Consider the following 15,649-nt stretch of genomic DNA (forward strand, 5'->3'; position numbering starts at 1 on the left):
ACGTTAACTCACATTAGCCAGATCAAACGGCAACCGACGCACGCGCTTACCCGTAGCGGCAAAGACCGCATTAGCCAGAGCAGGAGCGAGTGGTGGTAAACCAGGCTCTCCTACGCCCTTGATGGTTGGGCCGCCTTCGGCAAGTATATGAACCTCAACTTGTGGCATTTCGTTGATGCGCAGCATCCGGTTCGTATCAAAATTCGATTGTTTGGCCTGGCCACCTTCAAACGTAATGCCGTCTTTCGTAGCGGCCGTTAGTGCCATGGCTACGGAGCCTTCAACCTGGGCTTTTACGTTGTCGGGATTAACAACGGTACCTAGATCAATAACGCAGTAAACTTTCTCAACTTTTACCGAGCCATCCGTTTGTTTCGATACTTCAACGACCTGGCCCGCCAGCCCGGCAAAGAAGACCCACTGCGCCACACCCCGGCCCCAACCAGCGGGGAGGGGTTTATCCCAGTTCGATACTTCCTTCAACTTAGTCAGCACGCGCTTCGTGTCGGATTCTTTCGTAAGCATGGCGAGCCGGAACGCCATCGGGTCTTTACCCGCTTTTACGGCCATCTCATCCAGGAAACATTCGTGCGCAAACGCCAGCGTCGAGCTAGTTACCGACCGCCAGTACGTAAGCGGAATCTGAATATCAGCATGAACGTAGCGCGTGTTCAGGTTTGGGATTTCGTAGGGCTGCTCGTTGGTCCCTTCCAACATAGTGCTATCGGGTTTCGCCTTGTCATACGTCGCATTCATCGTAGCATCTATAGAAGGCGAAATGACCTTGTGCTGAAACGCTACAGGTTTACCGTCGGCGGTAAGTGCTCCCCGAAGGGCTGAGAATGTCATAGGACGGAATGGGCCGAGCTGGGTATCATCTTCCCGTGTCCAGACCACTTTCACGGGTTTGCCGATTGTTTTGGACAGAAACGCGGCTTCCGTGGCGAAGTCCTGCGTCAACCGACGACCGAAACCACCCCCGTTGAACATGACATGTACGGTCACGTTCTCTTTTGGAACGTTCAGCACTCTGGCTACTTCATCGACGACCAGGTCTCCGCCCTGCGACGATACCCAAAGCTCAATCTTGTCGCCAGGCGACTCCACGCCGGATTTGTAATGAGCTAGCGCATTCATCGGCTCCATCGTCGAGTGACTGACCATGGGCGTTTCGTAGAAGGCTTCCAATTTGGTTGGCGCGTCGGCGAAGGTTTTATCGAAGTCGCCTTTGTTGTGCCCAACTACACCGTCAGTTTTGGCTAAGTCGCGAAGGTTGTTTTCGAAAGCCGCCGTGTTGAACGTATCGAGGCCCTGGTAGTCCCACTGCACCTTAAGCGCTTTCCGGCCTTGCAAAGCGGCCCAGTAATTGTCGGCTACAACGGCAACGCCATCGAACCGATTTTTACCCAGTACGCGCTCCACTTTCACAACCTGCCGAACGCCTTTGATCTTCAGGGCCGGGCTGGCATCGAAACTAACGAGCTTTGCGCCTAGCACAGGGCTGCGCTCCACAGACGCATAGACCATGCCTGCCACTTTTGCATCAATGCCGAACAGGGCTTGTCCGATTGATTTCAACGGAACATCAGGTCGTGGAGCCGACTTGCCGATCTGCGTAAAATTCTTCGGATCTTTTAACGGCGGTTCTTTGGGAACAGGAAGTTTGGCTGCCGTTTCGGCCAGTTGACCGTACGTAAGCTTTTTGCCCGTTGGAGTATGAACAATGGTGGCATTTTCGGCAAGGCATTCCCCCATCGGTACGTTCCATTGCTGGCTGGCAGCTTGCCGAAGCATTTCGCGTGCCGAAGCCCCAACGGTTCGCATCTGTTTATAGCCACCGCGGATGGAGCCACTGCCACCCACCGCCTGCGACCACAAGCCGCCGAACTTACTTTCTCCGCCGGTTTGCTGGATGATGATTTTCTCCAGCGGAACCTCCAGTTCTTCGGCAATCAAGGCCGGAACGGATTGGAACGTTCCTTGTCCAATTTCAGGGCGGGGATTCATGATGGTAATCCGCCCCGAGGTTTCGATACGTATGAAGGGGGTAAGCTCAACCGACTCCGGCAAAGCACTTAGGTTCAGAACAGGTCCGGCGATAGCATCCGTGGTCGGAAAGCCAAGCGCGAAAGCGGCACCCGTAAGGCCGGCGGCTTTCAGGAAATTCCGACGGCTAGTTTGGTGTTGGGAGTTGCTCATCGCTTACCGACTTTTGGCGTAGATTTAGGTAATTTAGGGGCAGCAGCCATTTCGGTCGAGGCTGTATGAATGGCCTCCCGAATCCGAACATAAGTGCCACAGCGGCAAATGTTCCCCTGCATTGCCGCATCAATATCGGCATCCGTCGGTTTTGGATTTTGCTTCAATAAAGCTACCGCCGACATAATTTGACCGGACTGACAATACCCACACTGCGGCACCTGATGCGCTACCCACGCTTTCTGCACCGGATGGTTTCCGTCACGAGAAATGCCTTCGATTGTTGTAATCTTCTGACCAGTGACGGCCGATACCGGAACGCTGCACGAACGGATCGGGGTACCGTCGAGGTGAACCGTGCAGGCACCACACTGGGCAATGCCGCAACCGAACTTGGTTCCGGTCAGGCCAACAACATCGCGAATGGCCCACAAGAGTGGCATGTCCGGCTCTACATCGACCGTATGCGCCTGGTTATTAATTGTTAGTTTTACTAAAGCCATTGTGATGAGAAGTGAAGGAAATCAGCTTACTAGTGACTTCGTAGCCAAATTATGGGAAAGTTAAGACCTATAAACGGGAAATCATACACCCTAAGCCACTACCTTCGTGCTACCTAACGCTGAGCCCTGACACCCATGCCCAAAATGAATTTTTGCCCACAGTGTGCCAGTCCACTAGTACCTGGTGAGGCTAGTGGTCGTGAGCGACTGATCTGCTCAAAACCATGTGGCTACATCTTTTACGATAACCCGCTCCCGGTTGTCGGGGGCATTGTTGAATATGACCATGACACCGTCGTATTAACGCAGAATATTGGCTGGCCTGCCGATTGGTTTGGTGTCGTTACCGGCTTTTTAGAAAAAGGGGAGGAGCCCGCCGATGCCATCTTGCGTGAGATTCACGAAGAGATTGGTCTGACGGACGCCCGCATTGTGGAGTTCCTGGGTATCTACACCTTTTACCAACGTAACGAAGTAATTTTTACGTATCACGTTCGGGCATCGGGTACAATTGTCATGGATGAGACCGAGTTGCAGGCGATTAAAGTGGTGCCAATTGCCGAGATCAAGCCGTGGCCGTTCGGTACCGGACCTGCCTTGAAAGAATGGAAAGAGAAACGGCTGGGTAAACGTTGAAAAGTGAATGCCACTAAGGGTATTTGTGCCTTGCAGGGGTACTTGACCCATTACGTTAGGCTTTTCGAGCGACTACTTCCTATCTCTGAAGTTCGCTTTATCTTTGCGGTCGATTGACTAAAGACTGAATTTATGACCGCCCTCGATATCGTCACCGAGTATTACAACGCCTTTAACCGCAAAGACTGGACCGGTATGCTCAACCTGGTTCACCCTGACGTTCGCCACGATAGTAACCAGGGTGCAACGCGCGTCGGTAAAGATCTGTTTACTCAGTTTTTGCAGCACATGGATGACTGCTACGACGAAACGTTAACGGACATGATGGTCATGACGGAGCCGACCGGAAAGCGTGTAGCCTGTGAGTTTGTTGTGAATGGCGTGTACAAGAAAACGGATGGTGATCTGCCCGCTGCTACTGGGCAAACATACACGTTACCTGCTGGGTCGTTTTTAGACGTAGCGGATGGGCTTATCACCCGAATCACGACGTATTACAATCTGCCGCTCTGGGAATCATTGGTGTTAGGTAAATAAGATACGTCTTGGCAACGGAGCCACATCACTCGCTGACATTTACCCGCCTGACCGGCTCAGGGATTCGTACCGTGTTCGATGAGTTAGCCACCCTGCGAATTACCGTTTTTCGCGAGTTTCCTTATTTGTACGAAGGCACCATTGCCTACGAGAAAGAATATTTGGAGACGTATGTCCGCTCGGAGCGCTCCCTTCTTTTTGCCGCTTACGACGGGGATCAACTAGTTGGTGCTACGACGGCCCTGCCGTTGCTAGACGAAACCGAAGAGGTGCAGAAGCCGTTTCGGGCAGTCGGCTACAATCTTGACACGATATTCTACTTTGGCGAAAGCATCCTGTTGCCCGAATATCGGGGCTTAGGGCTGGGACATCGGTTTTTTGACGAACGCGAGGCTCATGCCCGCCAATTTGGTCAATACACTACGACCTGTTTTTGCGCGGTCGAGCGCCCTGCCGACCATCCTCTTCGCCCTGCTGAGTACCAGCCCTTGAACGCCTTCTGGACGAAACGAGGGTACCACCGTGAATCGAGCCTGCAAAGCCTATTCATGTGGCCGGACCGTGGCGAAACGGAGTCTACGCCTAAACGGATGACCTACTGGATGAAGGCGATTTAGTAGTAGCGGCCAACATAAACAGCAAGCCAGCGGTTGTTTTGTCGAATACAACAAACAACCTTATGGAAACAACCCCAATGGCGGACCGCGCGTCCGAAGATCACGAAATAGGTATTGGTGTTATAGGCATGGGTGGATTTGGCCTGTTTGCCGTTCAACAATTCTTACAAACGCCCCACACGCGCCTGGTCGCCATTGCCGGATCGAAACGCGAGGAAGCCATCACAACGGCAAAACGCTTTGGTGCCGATCAGGTCGACAGTATTGACGAGTTAGTGAACCGCCCGGACGTAACGCTCGTGTATATCGCTACCCCGCCCTTTCTGCATTACGAACAGGCGATGAAAGCGTTACAGGCGGGTAAGCACGTAATCTGCGAGAAACCATTGGCCATGGACCCTGAGCAGGGCCGGGAAATGATCGAAACGGCGCGTCAGAAAGGCTTACTGATGGTAACTAACCTGATGCAGCGCTATAACCCAATGTTTGCCCGCATTAAGCACCTGATTGACAAGAGACTGCTGGGTGAGTTTTTGCACGGTTATTTCGAGAACTACGCGGGCGATGAGGGATTGTCGCCTGAACACTGGTTCTGGGACCGTAGTAAAAGTGGTGGTATCTTCATCGAGCACGGGGTTCACTTCTTCGATATGTTTGCCGGATGGCTTGGCGAAGGTAAAGTGGTCGCGTCGCAGGTGGTTAAGCGTCCGGGCAGCAACCAGGCGTCGGAACTTATAGAGGACCAGGTACAGGCTACGGTTGAGTACGGCGATGAGGAAACGGGTCGCAAGCTGGTTAACTTCTACCATGGTTTCACCCAAACGGGCCGAATGGATCGGCAGGAGATGCGGCTTTTGTTCGAGCGCGGAGACATTACGTTGTTTGAGTGGGTGCCGACCCGAATGGTCATGCGTTGCGTGGTGGATGAAGAAACGACCCGAGCCTTACTGGATTTGTTTCCTGGCGCTCAATTGAACGTAACAGAGAACATTGGCGGTAACGATCGAATCCTGCGGGGGCGGCACAAGGAGTTCGAAGCCTACCAGCGTATTGAGCTTCGCTTTGGCTTCGGCGAAGAAAAACAGCACCTCTACAGTGAGCTGCTTCGGCTGATGTTCCGCGATCAGGTCAGCGCAATAAAGTACCCGGAGACGCATCGGATTATTAGCGAGTTGAACGGGCTTCAGTCGCTCGAAGTAGCCACAGAAGCGGATCGGCTTGCCCGGCAGTAGGTGGCTGCGGGAGTAAACGATCCGATTTTATAAAAAATTTTAAAAAATATGACTATCGCAGGATAAACTGGGCCGTTGGCTGATGTAATCAAGCTGAATTTTTCAGACCTTTGTGCTGTCTTACCAACTCTCCGCGCAGCGCATGATTACGGAGTCTCCACTACTCGACAATCCGGATGGACAGGTGCCAGCAACATCAGCCATCGGTGGCCCTATCCAGTCGGCCATTACGTACGAAAAAATTCCTACCCACATTTATGCTGACGCTAAAGATGCCAGCCGGGCTGTGGCCCAGGAAATTGCTGATCTGATTCGGCAAAAACAAAGCGAAGGAAAGCCTTGTATACTGGGCTTAGCAACGGGTTCATCACCCAAAACGGTCTACGCTGAATTAATCAGGATGCACCGCGAAGAAGGGCTGAGCTTTCGAAATGTAGTTACGTTCAACCTGGACGAGTACTACCCAATGGAGCCGGATTCGCTGCAAAGCTACTGGCGCTTCATGCGGGAGCAACTGTTCGACCATGTCGATATTCCGGCTGGCAATTATCATGTTCCGGACGGGACTATTCGTACGGATAAGGTTGCTGAATTTGCCAAGCAATATGAAGCGGATATTGAAGCTGCCGGGGGACTCGATTTCCAGCTATTAGGGATTGGGGGTAACGGCCACATTGGCTTTAATGAACCGGGTTCGCTGGTCAACTCGCACACGCGGCTGATGATGCTCGACAATTCGACACGGGCTGCGGCATCGTCAGATTTTGGTGGTTTACCAAAAACACCTCGCAAAGCCATTACAATGGGGGTTGCCAGTATTCTGAGTGCCCGTCGTGTGGTTCTGCTCGCCTGGGGTGAGCGGAAAGCGCCCGTAATACGTGGTGCCGTGGAGGGTTTGGTTACCGAACTGAATCCAGCCTCTTACTTGCAAACGCACCCCAATGCTTTATTCGTAATTGACGAAGCGGCTGCTTCTGAGTTGACCCGCATGAAAACGCCTTGGCTGGTGGATTCTGTTGTGTGGGACAACAACATGAATAAAAAAGCGGTGACGTATCTGTCGCTGACTCTCAATAAGCCAATCCTGAAACTCACAGACCGTGATTATAATGATAACGGGATGAGCGATCTGCTGGCGCAGTATGGGCAAGCTTACGATATCAACATCGACGTTTTCAATCAACTTCAACATACCATTACGGGCTGGCCGGGTGGTAAGCCCAACGCCGATGATACCAATCGGCCGGAACGGGCCCTACCCGCTCAGAAGCGCTGCCTAATCTTCAGCCCGCACCCCGACGACGATATTATTTCGATGGGCGGTACGTTCCAGCGCCTGGTTGACCAGGGGCATGAAGTACACATCGGCTACCAAACCTCGGGTAATATTGCCGTCGCTGATGACGAAGCGCTCCGTTTCGCTGACTACGTAGTAGATTTCAACACGAAGTTTGGCATCAACAGTCCGGAGGCAACCCGTATTTTCCAGGATGCGGCTGCGTCGCTTCGCGAGAAAAAAGATAGCGAAATGGACACGGCTGAAGTTCGGTACGTGAAAGGCCTGATCCGGATGGGTGAAGCGAAATCGACCTGCCGGTTTGTCGGTATTCCGGTTGAAAACGCACACTTCCTGAACATGCCGTTTTACGAAACGGGTACTGTTGCCAAGAAGCCGCTCGGCGAAGAAGACATTAAAATCACAATGGCCCTCATTGAAGAGGTCAAACCGCACCAGATCTACGCGGCTGGTGATCTGGCTGACCCGCACGGGACGCACAAAGTATGTCTGGATGCCGTCCTGGAAGCAGTACGTCGGTTGAAGCACAAAAACTTCATGAAAGATTGCTGGGTGTGGCTCTATCGCGGTGCCTGGGCGGAGTGGGATATCCACGAGATTGAAATGGCCGTTCCCATGTCGCCCGACCAGGTGATGAAGAAACGCCTGGGGATTTTCAAACACCAGTCGCAGAAAGACGGTGTGGTATACCAGGGTACCGACTCGCGGGAGTTCTGGCAACGGGCTGAGGAGCGTAACCGGGGCACGGCCGCCCTGTATAATCGGCTTGGCCTAGCTGAATACGAAGCGATGGAGGCCTTTGTTCGCTGGCGTTTCTAGTACAACTCTGCTTATGCAAATGCCCTCTAGTTGACCGTGCGGTCAACTAGAGGGCATTTTTGTTTATGTTGTTGGGAGTTAGGTATTTAGTGCCGAAACGGTAGGAATTGCTTGTCGTTTTGCCTGTATCAGTTCTTGCTTTAAAGCCAGCACCGTAACTCCATAAACGAGAGCTACAAGTAGGGGCAACACGATAAAGCGTTCATCGGGAAAGAGATACCAGCAGCCAACCGTGAGGATGGTTCGAGCGGCTACGTGAAGCTGGCAGGCCCGACTGTCATATAACCACCCAATAATGGGCCAGTGAATACTCATACCAACAGCCAGACAAAGTGGAACCAGTGATTTATCGATGCTCGCGGCCGGAATTGTGATTGCCCAGCTTAGCATCATGGCAATCAACGCGAACGGAATCAGGCTGGTAAGCGGTGTTTTTAGCAGTAAGTTGGATTTAAATGGCTTTTGCAAGGCGAGTCCTAAAGGAAAGAGTAAACCACTTGTGCAAAAGGCGAGCAATACCCACGCTCCTGGCTTTAAGTAATACCCAGCGATTCCTAATAAGGTCCAGTAAATAGCCCCGGCTACGGGTAAAGAAATACCAGCATTAGCATTTAAGAAATCCTGGCGTTTTTGTGCGGTGAGGGCCTGATGAAAGTTCATACAGAAAATAGAGTATTACGTATTATTTGCGAGCGCAAAAAAGCTCACAACTTACTACTGGCCAATAGTAAATCGATCAATTTGAATTTTTCTTTAACGAACAGACAATTTATCAAGATGAACTTTAGAAGAGGTTGAACGACCTTTTTTCACATCATTCGTCCTAACAGATAAGCTTAGCTTAGGAAGTTTAGCTTTTACCAGTTTATCAAAAATTAAAGGATATCATAAGGCTATGATATGAAAATTGAATATACTTGCATGAATATATAATAGTTATATTATACTACATCAACGCTTTCCCAACAATATGATTAAGGATACAAAACAAAGAGCGGCTCGACTCTTTGCCTTACACGAATACATTCGGGCTTTTTTTACAAAAGCCGACTGGTTTCGTGTCGCTTATTTAACCGACAATGTAGAACTGATAGAAGACCATCCTCGTCTGTTGCGGAGCCTCGACTTCCGTGATGAAGATTATGATGGCAACAGCATGCAGGTACTCTCGAAACTTATTGGTGAGGGTGGCGCTAACCTGAGCGAAATCGAGCGCTACGTCGAAATTCGGAAAGCGGCTACAAAACGACCTGTTTCTCTAGCGCCTGAATTTATCTCAACCACTCAGGCTCGGCCACCAGAACGCACTGTTACGTTTGCGCCTGATGTATTTCGCATTCCCGACAAATCCGTTGAAGCAAATACACTGTCGGTGATGATGCCTTTTGAAAGCCGGTTCACGGGTACGTACACTGCCATACGTAACGTTTGCGACCGGCTAGGCATTGCCTGTCGGCGGGCGGATGATATTTGGGACAACAGCATCTTGATTCAGGATGTATTCGACTTGATTTTTACCAGCCGGGCGGTCATTACGGATTTTACCGACCGGAACCCGAACGTATTTTATGAGACGGGCGTGGCGCATACGCTGGGCAAAATTGTGATTCCCATTACGCAATCGGTCAATGACATTCCATTCGATTTACGCCACCACCGCGCCTTGACGTATCTCGCTAACGCGGAAGGATTAGCGAAGCTGGAAAAGGATCTGGAGAAAAAATTAAAACAGGTATTCGCCTGATTTAGACGTAGCGTTTGCTGTAAAATTGTGGGTGTAATCTGTTAGCGTAGTTTAGTGTACGCCGTTTGCTTAGGTGGCGGCTTTTGTTTTTGGCCATATTCCGTGAACTTAGCGGAGAACTGACTTACGCCTATGCAACCGTCCGACCTAACCGCCGATCAGGCAGTACACAAATCCAGTGACCGCCCCGGCCGCCTGCTCTCTCTCGACGCGTTTCGGGGATTAACTGTCGCCGGTATGATTCTGGTAAATAACCCCGGCGACTGGAATCATATCTACGCTCCTCTTGAACACGCGGCCTGGAACGGTTGGACACCCACGGACCTGATTTTCCCATTCTTTCTGTTCATCGTCGGCGTGTCTATTACGTATGCGTTAGGTGGAAAGGTGCAGGATAATGCTGGCGTAGTGCGTAAAATCGTGAAGCGTAGCTTTACCTTGTTTATGCTGGGGCTATTCCTGAATTTCTTCCCCAAATTCGACATCAGTACCGTCCGCATTCCTGGCGTATTGCAACGTATCGCGCTGGTGTATCTGGCTTGTTCACTGATCTTTCTAAAGACTACACCCCGACAGCAGCTATACATTCTTTGCGGTATCCTGGTCGGTTACTGGCTACTGATGACGGCAGTGCCAGTTCCTGGTATTGGTTACGCTAACCTGGAGCCGGAAACGAATCTGGCGGCCTGGATTGATCGCATCCTACTAACGCCAGCACACGTATACAAACCCGCCAAAGTTTGGGACCCCGAAGGGATTCTGAGTACGTTGCCCGCCATTGGTACCGGTTTGATCGGACTGTTGACTGGAGCCTTGCTGCGAAGTCGTCGGCCGGAAGCCGAAAAAGTGGCCTGGCTCTTTACCGCTGGCTGCTTGTCAACGCTGGCTGGCCTGATCTGGGGCGGTTTCTTTCCTATTAATAAGGCACTCTGGACAAGTTCCTACGTCTTGCTAGTTGGCGGATTGGCAATGTTGGGGTTAGCCCTGAGCTACTGGCTGATCGATGTTAAAAAACGCCGACGGGGTGTGTTGCCCTTCGTGGCGTTTGGCGTGAACGCCATCACTGTATTCTTTTTGTCGGGACTCATTCCTCGTATGATGAGCCTGATTCACATTCAACAGCCGGATGGGAGTGAGGTAGGGCTGCGCGAATATCTTTATCGTTCCTTTATTGCCCCGCCCTTTGCCGACCCGAAAAATGCGTCGCTGGCGGGGGCCTTAACCTTCGTGCTCATTTGGTTTGGCATTCTGTGGTGGATGTATCGGAAAAATGTCATCATCAAAGTGTAATCCCTAAACCGGTACCTGTCATCTGCTCTTGCTCGATTCGGCGTGGAGACTGCTTACATCAACGATCTCAAATACCAGATTGAACGGATTTTGCGTTGGGAACCATCCCAACATTGGCGGCATCGCGACTTTACCTTGCTGAGCGAGCAGACCATGGCTCATACGAACCACTGGGTCGAAGCGCATGACCTTCGGTTATTCTGGCAGAAATCCGTGACGACGCCGGGGCTGTTGGATTCGCTGGCGCAGTTTGCCGATTATGCCGACTGGTTGGATTTCTGTACCCGGAATCAGGTTGGCGAGATGGTGCCGCTTAAACCCGATGCCTTTCATGCGCCCAGGTGGGAAATACCAATGCGATGGGTAATTTTCATTTGTTGGCTGTCTGTACTCGCGTCCGTTATCATCTGTATACTTTTGCTGTGGAAGCGCTAAACGATTCAGTACCACTGAACGTTATTAGTCCATCTGTTAATTGCATAACCTTAATCCTCTATAAACGACCGAATGGTACGTTTCTCATTCTCTCTGAGCCTGTTGCTCAGCGCCACCATTGTGTTGGCGCAGCCAACGGCTAAACCCAAGCCAGCTGCATCGGCACCACGAAAGACTCCGGCTGCTCCCCAAAATCTATCCAGTCCTATACCGACTGATCCAAGCGTAAAAGTTGGTAAGTTGCCCAACGGACTGACGTATTACATTCGGAAGAATAGCGAGCCAAAAAATCGGGCTGAGCTTCGGCTGGTCATCCGGGCTGGTTCGGTATTGGAAACTGATAACCAACAGGGCCTTGCGCACTTCATGGAACACATGGCGTTCAATGGCACAAAGAATTTCCCGAAAAACGAGCTCGTCAATTTTCTGCAATCGTCGGGGGTTCGCTTTGGCGCCGACTTAAACGCGTACACGGGTTTCGACGAAACCGTTTATCAACTGCCCGTACCGACGGATTCAGCTAACGTGTTTCGGCAGGCATTCCAGATTTTAGAAGACTGGGCGCATAATGCAACGCTCGATCCGGCTGAGATCGACAAAGAACGCGGGGTTATTCTGGAAGAACGGCGACTGGGACGTGGCGCTGGCCAGCGGATGCGGGATCAGTATTTTCCGATTCTGCTGAACAATTCACAGTACTCCAAACGCTTGCCGATCGGAACGGAGCAGGTCTTGACGACCTTCCGGCACGAGACGCTCCGCCAGTTCTACCAGGATTGGTACCGGCCCGATCTGATGGCCGTTGTAGCCGTCGGCGACTTCGATACCAAAGAGGTAGAAGGCATTATTCGCGAAAAGTTCGGGCGTATTCCAGCCGTTAAAAACCCGAAACCACGTACGGAGTTTCCGATACCGCCCCATAAGGATACAAAGGTGGTTATCGTGACGGACCCTGAACAGCCAAACACCGTTGTGCAGGTAATTTATAAGCGGCCCGAAATAAAAGAGCGTACCTTAAACGATATCCGCGAGAGCATCAAACGGGGTCTGTTCAATACCATGCTGGGTAACCGGATTCAGGAATTAACCCAACGGAAAGATCCTCCGTTTCTGGGCGGCTATAGCAACTACAGCAACTTCCTGGGTAACCTCGATGCGTTCACCTCAATCGCCGTTGCTAAAGAAGGCAACGTAGAACGGGCCATCCGGGCGGTACTAGACGAAAATGCCCGTGTCAGGCAGTTTGGGTTTACAGAAACCGAATTAACCCGTGCTAAACAGGAGTATTTCACGGGGGTAGAGCAGGCCTATAACGAACGGGATAAAACACGTTCGGCCAGCTTTGTGGAAGAATACGTTCAGAACTTCACGAAAAAAGAGCCGTATACGAGCATTGAGTTCTATTACAACTTCTTCAAGAAAGAGCAGGCTGGTATTAAGCTAGCCGAAGTGAACGCCCTGGTCGATCAGTTTATCCACAACGATAACCGGGCCGTTATTGTCATGGCTCCGGAGAAGGCCAAAGATAAACTGCCGACCGTTGAGCAGATCATTGGCTATATCGACGATGCAGGCAAGGGCTTGACCGCCTACGAGGATAAAACCCTTAATACGCCGTTGCTGGCCAAAGAACCAACAGGTTCGCCTGTGGTTAGTGAGAAGCCAGTGAAAGACATTGGTGCCACCGAGTGGACACTTAAGAATGGCGTCAAGGTAGTGCTGAAGCCTACAAACTTTAAAAACGATCAGATTCTGTTCTCCGGTACAAGCTTCGGCGGTACGTCGCTCTATGATCTGAAAGATTTTCAGTCGGCCCGGTTCTCGTCCACGCTGGCGTCACTCGGCGGAACAGGAGAATACAACCAGATTCAGCTCGGGAAATTCCTGGCCGGTAAGCAAATTAGTGTTTATCCGTACGTGGGTGAACTTAGCGAAGGCGTGAATGGTAGCGCATCACCAAAGGATCTGGAGACGGCTATGCAGTTGCTGTATAGTTACTTCACGCAGCCGCGCAAAGATGCGGATGTGGTGCAGGGTTTCCTGTCGAATCAGCGGAGTGCCTTACAGAACCAGATTAATACGCCAACGCCCGCGCGGGTATTCCAGGATACGGTGGCTGTAACGCTTGGCGCCAATAACCCGCGTCGGCAACCGCTCAAACCCGAAGATCTGGACAAGATTAACCTCGACCGGGCGCTGAAGATTTACCAGGAGCGGTTCAGTAACGCCGGCGACTTTACCTTCTTCTTTGTGGGTAACTTTAAAGAAGAGCAACTGAAGCCATTGGTCGAAAAATACCTGGGTGGATTGCCAGCAAGCGATAAAAGCGAGAAGTTCAAAGATCTCGGTATTCGGATTCCAAGTGGACAATTAAGCAAGACTGTATACCGGGGTCTCGACCCAAAAGCTACGGTGCAGTTGGTTTACAGTGGTGATTTGACGTGGTCGTCCGAGAACGCTACCCAACTCGATGCCTTAGCGGAAGTGTTAGAAATTAAGTTGATCGAAAAATTACGGGAAGAGGAAGCGGGTGTCTATGGCGTGGGTTCAAACGCGGTTTATAGCAAGTATCCCGTACCGCGCTATACATTCCGGATCAGTTTCGGCTGTGCGCCCGAAAATGTAGAGAAGTTAATTACCAAAACGCAGGAGCTAATCAACGACCTCAAGCAGAAGGGTGCTCTGCCGACGGACATCGCTAAGTTTAAAGCCGAGACCCGGCGGGAAACCGAGGTGCAGTTAAAGGACAATCAGTTCTGGCTAAGTTATCTACAAAACCAGTATTACAACGGCGACGCGCCCGATGAAGTGCTTCATGAGGAGGAGCAGTTAAAGAAGGTGACCGTAGAGAGCACCAAAGAGGCCGCTAACAAGTACTTTGGAAGCAACTTTATCCGGCTTGTGCTAATGCCAGAGAAGAAACAGTAGTTAACAAGGTAAGAAGGGTGAATGCTAAGGTTAGTGTTTAGAAAGCCTTAACACACGTATACACCAAACTAAGAACCACAGAAGCCGCTGATCACTCAGCGGCTTCTGTGGTTTCATAACTAGCCACAGGCGTTAACCGATTGGAAGCCAGATCGGAGAAGATCGTAGGAACTAAGCAACGTACCGGCAGTTGTCTCCATCGGAACGCTTGCTCTACAGATTATCGAGCGCCTGCCAGCATTGATACAAGCCTCGGGGAACATGAAAGCAACCTTTCCATTTACCGCCCTTCAATGGTAACAGCACCTCACCCCGTCGATTGAGGTAGCCGAACCACTCGCCATGTTCGGGATCAGGGAAATGTGACCAGGTATAGGCATGAACACGCTCAAACCAGTCCCAGCAGGCGGGATTTTTCGTTATTTGATACCCTTTTAGCAGGCTAATGAGCGTTTCGACGTGCACCCACCAGAGTTTCTGGTCCCACTCCAGTTGCTGAGGAGGATGACCATTAGCGTCCATGAAATACAGGATACCACCGAACTCTTTATCCCAGGCATAGTCGAGCGTATCGAGTGTAATTTGTACGGCCCGTTCCAGCAACGAACGATCACCACGTCTGGCGGCTAAGTCCATAATAAACCACATAGCCTCAATGGCATGACCAGGATTCAAGAGCCGCCCCTCAAACGAATCAGACACTTGCCCATTGGGCGTAACGTTTTCCCGAATCAGCCCCAACACCGGATCGAAAAAGACATCCATTACTTCGTGGATACATTCGTCGATGGTCTGCTCAACTAGCGGATTATCGAGCAGGTGTTCGATTTCGAGCGCCAGGTTGCACAGAATCATCGGCAGCGCGAAGTTCTTCAGCGGTCGGGTTCCCGGAACGGCTTTGTTCCAGTTCCCTTTTGGGTTGTCGCGCCGGTTTAGGATCTGCCGGAACGTTGACTCTGCAATGTGAGCGTACTCGTCGTTGTTCGTAGCCAGCGAAAGTTGGCCAAAGGCCATTGTCGCAAAGCAGTCCGAAAAAATGTTGTACGGTTGCACGAGCGGTTGCCCTTCGCGGGTGAGCGAAAAATACCAACTACCGTTCTCTGCGCGGCCATGCGTTTTGAGGAAGTTAGCGCCGTGCTGGGCCAGCTCGAGCCAATCGACTTTCTGGGCTGGCGACGTACCATCCAGGTCGCCCAGCCGGTTGTACAACATAGAATACGTCCATACCTGCCGAGCTTGCAGCCAGATGAACTTATCGGTATCGTAAACCTTTCCTTGTCGATCTAAACAAGTAAAGAAGCCACCCATTTCCCGATCAGGCGAAAAGCGCTGCCAGAACGGAATCACATCATTCAGCAAGTTATTGCGGTATTGAGCAGCGTATTGGGTAGACTGTATGGACTTCATGAATG

The 15,649-nt window shown here is 51.2% G+C and carries 13 protein-coding genes; 9 read left to right on the top strand and 4 right to left on the bottom strand.

Annotation, left to right across the window (positions count from 1 at the left end; all coding sequences use genetic code 11):
• Positions 1-3: 3 nt before the first annotated feature.
• Both ACYVIY_RS14505 and ACYVIY_RS14510 read right to left on the bottom strand, forming a co-directional pair.
• Positions 4-2,199: a molybdopterin cofactor-binding domain-containing protein gene (locus ACYVIY_RS14505; RefSeq protein ID WP_460977082.1), complete on the bottom strand. Its 2,196-nt coding sequence runs from the start codon at positions 2,197-2,199 to the stop codon at positions 4-6.
• Positions 2,196-2,702 (bottom strand): (2Fe-2S)-binding protein, encoded by a 507-nt coding sequence (locus tag ACYVIY_RS14510; protein WP_460977083.1) that lies wholly within the window; start codon positions 2,700-2,702, stop codon positions 2,196-2,198. The genes ACYVIY_RS14505 and ACYVIY_RS14510 overlap by 4 nt, the downstream gene beginning before the upstream one ends.
• A gap of 135 nt (positions 2,703-2,837) precedes the next feature.
• Here ACYVIY_RS14510 and ACYVIY_RS14515 point away from each other — a divergent pair, with 135 nt between their 5' ends.
• The 5 genes from ACYVIY_RS14515 (at position 2,838) to nagB (ending at position 7,840) form a co-directional block, all read left to right on the top strand.
• Entirely contained in the window at positions 2,838-3,338 is a 501-nt protein-coding gene (locus ACYVIY_RS14515; protein WP_460977084.1) for an NUDIX domain-containing protein, read from the top strand.
• A 132-nt stretch (positions 3,339-3,470) separates the two neighbouring features.
• A complete protein-coding gene (locus tag ACYVIY_RS14520) occupies positions 3,471-3,875 on the top strand; it encodes a nuclear transport factor 2 family protein (RefSeq protein ID WP_460977085.1) in 405 nt (134 codons plus the stop codon).
• Positions 3,876-3,883: 8 nt separating this feature from the next.
• A complete protein-coding gene (locus ACYVIY_RS14525) occupies positions 3,884-4,492 on the top strand; it encodes a GNAT family N-acetyltransferase (RefSeq protein WP_460977086.1) in 609 nt (202 codons plus the stop codon).
• Between the two features lie 62 nt (positions 4,493-4,554).
• Complete coding sequence (locus tag ACYVIY_RS14530; protein WP_460977087.1) at positions 4,555-5,724, top strand: Gfo/Idh/MocA family protein; 1,170 nt, start codon at positions 4,555-4,557, stop codon at positions 5,722-5,724.
• A gap of 142 nt (positions 5,725-5,866) precedes the next feature.
• Positions 5,867-7,840 (top strand): glucosamine-6-phosphate deaminase, encoded by a 1,974-nt coding sequence (gene nagB / locus ACYVIY_RS14535; RefSeq protein WP_460977088.1) that lies wholly within the window; start codon positions 5,867-5,869, stop codon positions 7,838-7,840.
• 78 nt (positions 7,841-7,918) lie between these two features.
• Here nagB and ACYVIY_RS14540 read toward each other — a convergent pair whose 3' ends face one another.
• Entirely contained in the window at positions 7,919-8,500 is a 582-nt protein-coding gene (locus ACYVIY_RS14540) for a DUF7010 family protein (protein ID WP_460977089.1), read from the bottom strand.
• A gap of 310 nt (positions 8,501-8,810) precedes the next feature.
• Between ACYVIY_RS14540 and ACYVIY_RS14545 the strand changes: the two genes are divergently transcribed.
• The 4 genes from ACYVIY_RS14545 (at position 8,811) to ACYVIY_RS14560 (ending at position 14,237) form a co-directional block, all read left to right on the top strand.
• Positions 8,811-9,584 (top strand): hypothetical protein, encoded by a 774-nt coding sequence (locus tag ACYVIY_RS14545; protein ID WP_460977090.1) that lies wholly within the window; start codon positions 8,811-8,813, stop codon positions 9,582-9,584.
• A gap of 132 nt (positions 9,585-9,716) precedes the next feature.
• Positions 9,717-10,874, top strand: a complete 1,158-nt coding sequence (locus ACYVIY_RS14550; RefSeq protein WP_460977091.1) for an acyltransferase family protein — start codon at positions 9,717-9,719, stop codon at positions 10,872-10,874.
• Between the two features lie 42 nt (positions 10,875-10,916).
• Entirely contained in the window at positions 10,917-11,309 is a 393-nt protein-coding gene (locus tag ACYVIY_RS14555; protein ID WP_460977092.1) for a hypothetical protein, read from the top strand.
• Between the two features lie 72 nt (positions 11,310-11,381).
• Positions 11,382-14,237, top strand: a complete 2,856-nt coding sequence (locus ACYVIY_RS14560; RefSeq protein ID WP_460977093.1) for a M16 family metallopeptidase — start codon at positions 11,382-11,384, stop codon at positions 14,235-14,237.
• Positions 14,238-14,450: 213 nt separating this feature from the next.
• Here ACYVIY_RS14560 and ACYVIY_RS14565 read toward each other — a convergent pair whose 3' ends face one another.
• Positions 14,451-15,644 carry a n-acyl-d-glucosamine 2-epimerase gene (locus tag ACYVIY_RS14565; RefSeq protein WP_460977094.1) on the bottom strand — a complete coding sequence of 398 codons (1,194 nt, stop codon included), beginning with the start codon at positions 15,642-15,644 and terminating at the stop codon, positions 14,451-14,453.
• Positions 15,645-15,649 lie beyond the last annotated feature (5 nt).

The sequence above is a fragment of the Spirosoma knui genome, from assembly GCF_054780635.1.

Excerpts from the sequence above, each read along its gene's own strand:
- ACYVIY_RS14505 (WP_460977082.1), bottom strand. The coding sequence starts at position 2,199 with ATGAGCAACTCCCAACACCAAACTAGCCGTCGGAATTTCCTGAAAGCC.
- ACYVIY_RS14510 (WP_460977083.1), bottom strand. The coding sequence starts at position 2,702 with ATGGCTTTAGTAAAACTAACAATTAATAACCAGGCGCATACGGTCGAT.
- ACYVIY_RS14515 (WP_460977084.1), top strand. The coding sequence starts at position 2,838 with ATGCCCAAAATGAATTTTTGCCCACAGTGTGCCAGTCCACTAGTACCT.
- ACYVIY_RS14520 (WP_460977085.1), top strand. The coding sequence starts at position 3,471 with ATGACCGCCCTCGATATCGTCACCGAGTATTACAACGCCTTTAACCGC.
- ACYVIY_RS14530 (WP_460977087.1), top strand. The coding sequence starts at position 4,555 with ATGGAAACAACCCCAATGGCGGACCGCGCGTCCGAAGATCACGAAATA.
- nagB (WP_460977088.1), top strand. The coding sequence starts at position 5,867 with ATGATTACGGAGTCTCCACTACTCGACAATCCGGATGGACAGGTGCCA.
- ACYVIY_RS14540 (WP_460977089.1), bottom strand. The coding sequence starts at position 8,500 with ATGAACTTTCATCAGGCCCTCACCGCACAAAAACGCCAGGATTTCTTA.
- ACYVIY_RS14545 (WP_460977090.1), top strand. The coding sequence starts at position 8,811 with ATGATTAAGGATACAAAACAAAGAGCGGCTCGACTCTTTGCCTTACAC.
- ACYVIY_RS14550 (WP_460977091.1), top strand. The coding sequence starts at position 9,717 with ATGCAACCGTCCGACCTAACCGCCGATCAGGCAGTACACAAATCCAGT.
- ACYVIY_RS14560 (WP_460977093.1), top strand. The coding sequence starts at position 11,382 with ATGGTACGTTTCTCATTCTCTCTGAGCCTGTTGCTCAGCGCCACCATT.
- ACYVIY_RS14565 (WP_460977094.1), bottom strand. The coding sequence starts at position 15,644 with ATGAAGTCCATACAGTCTACCCAATACGCTGCTCAATACCGCAATAAC.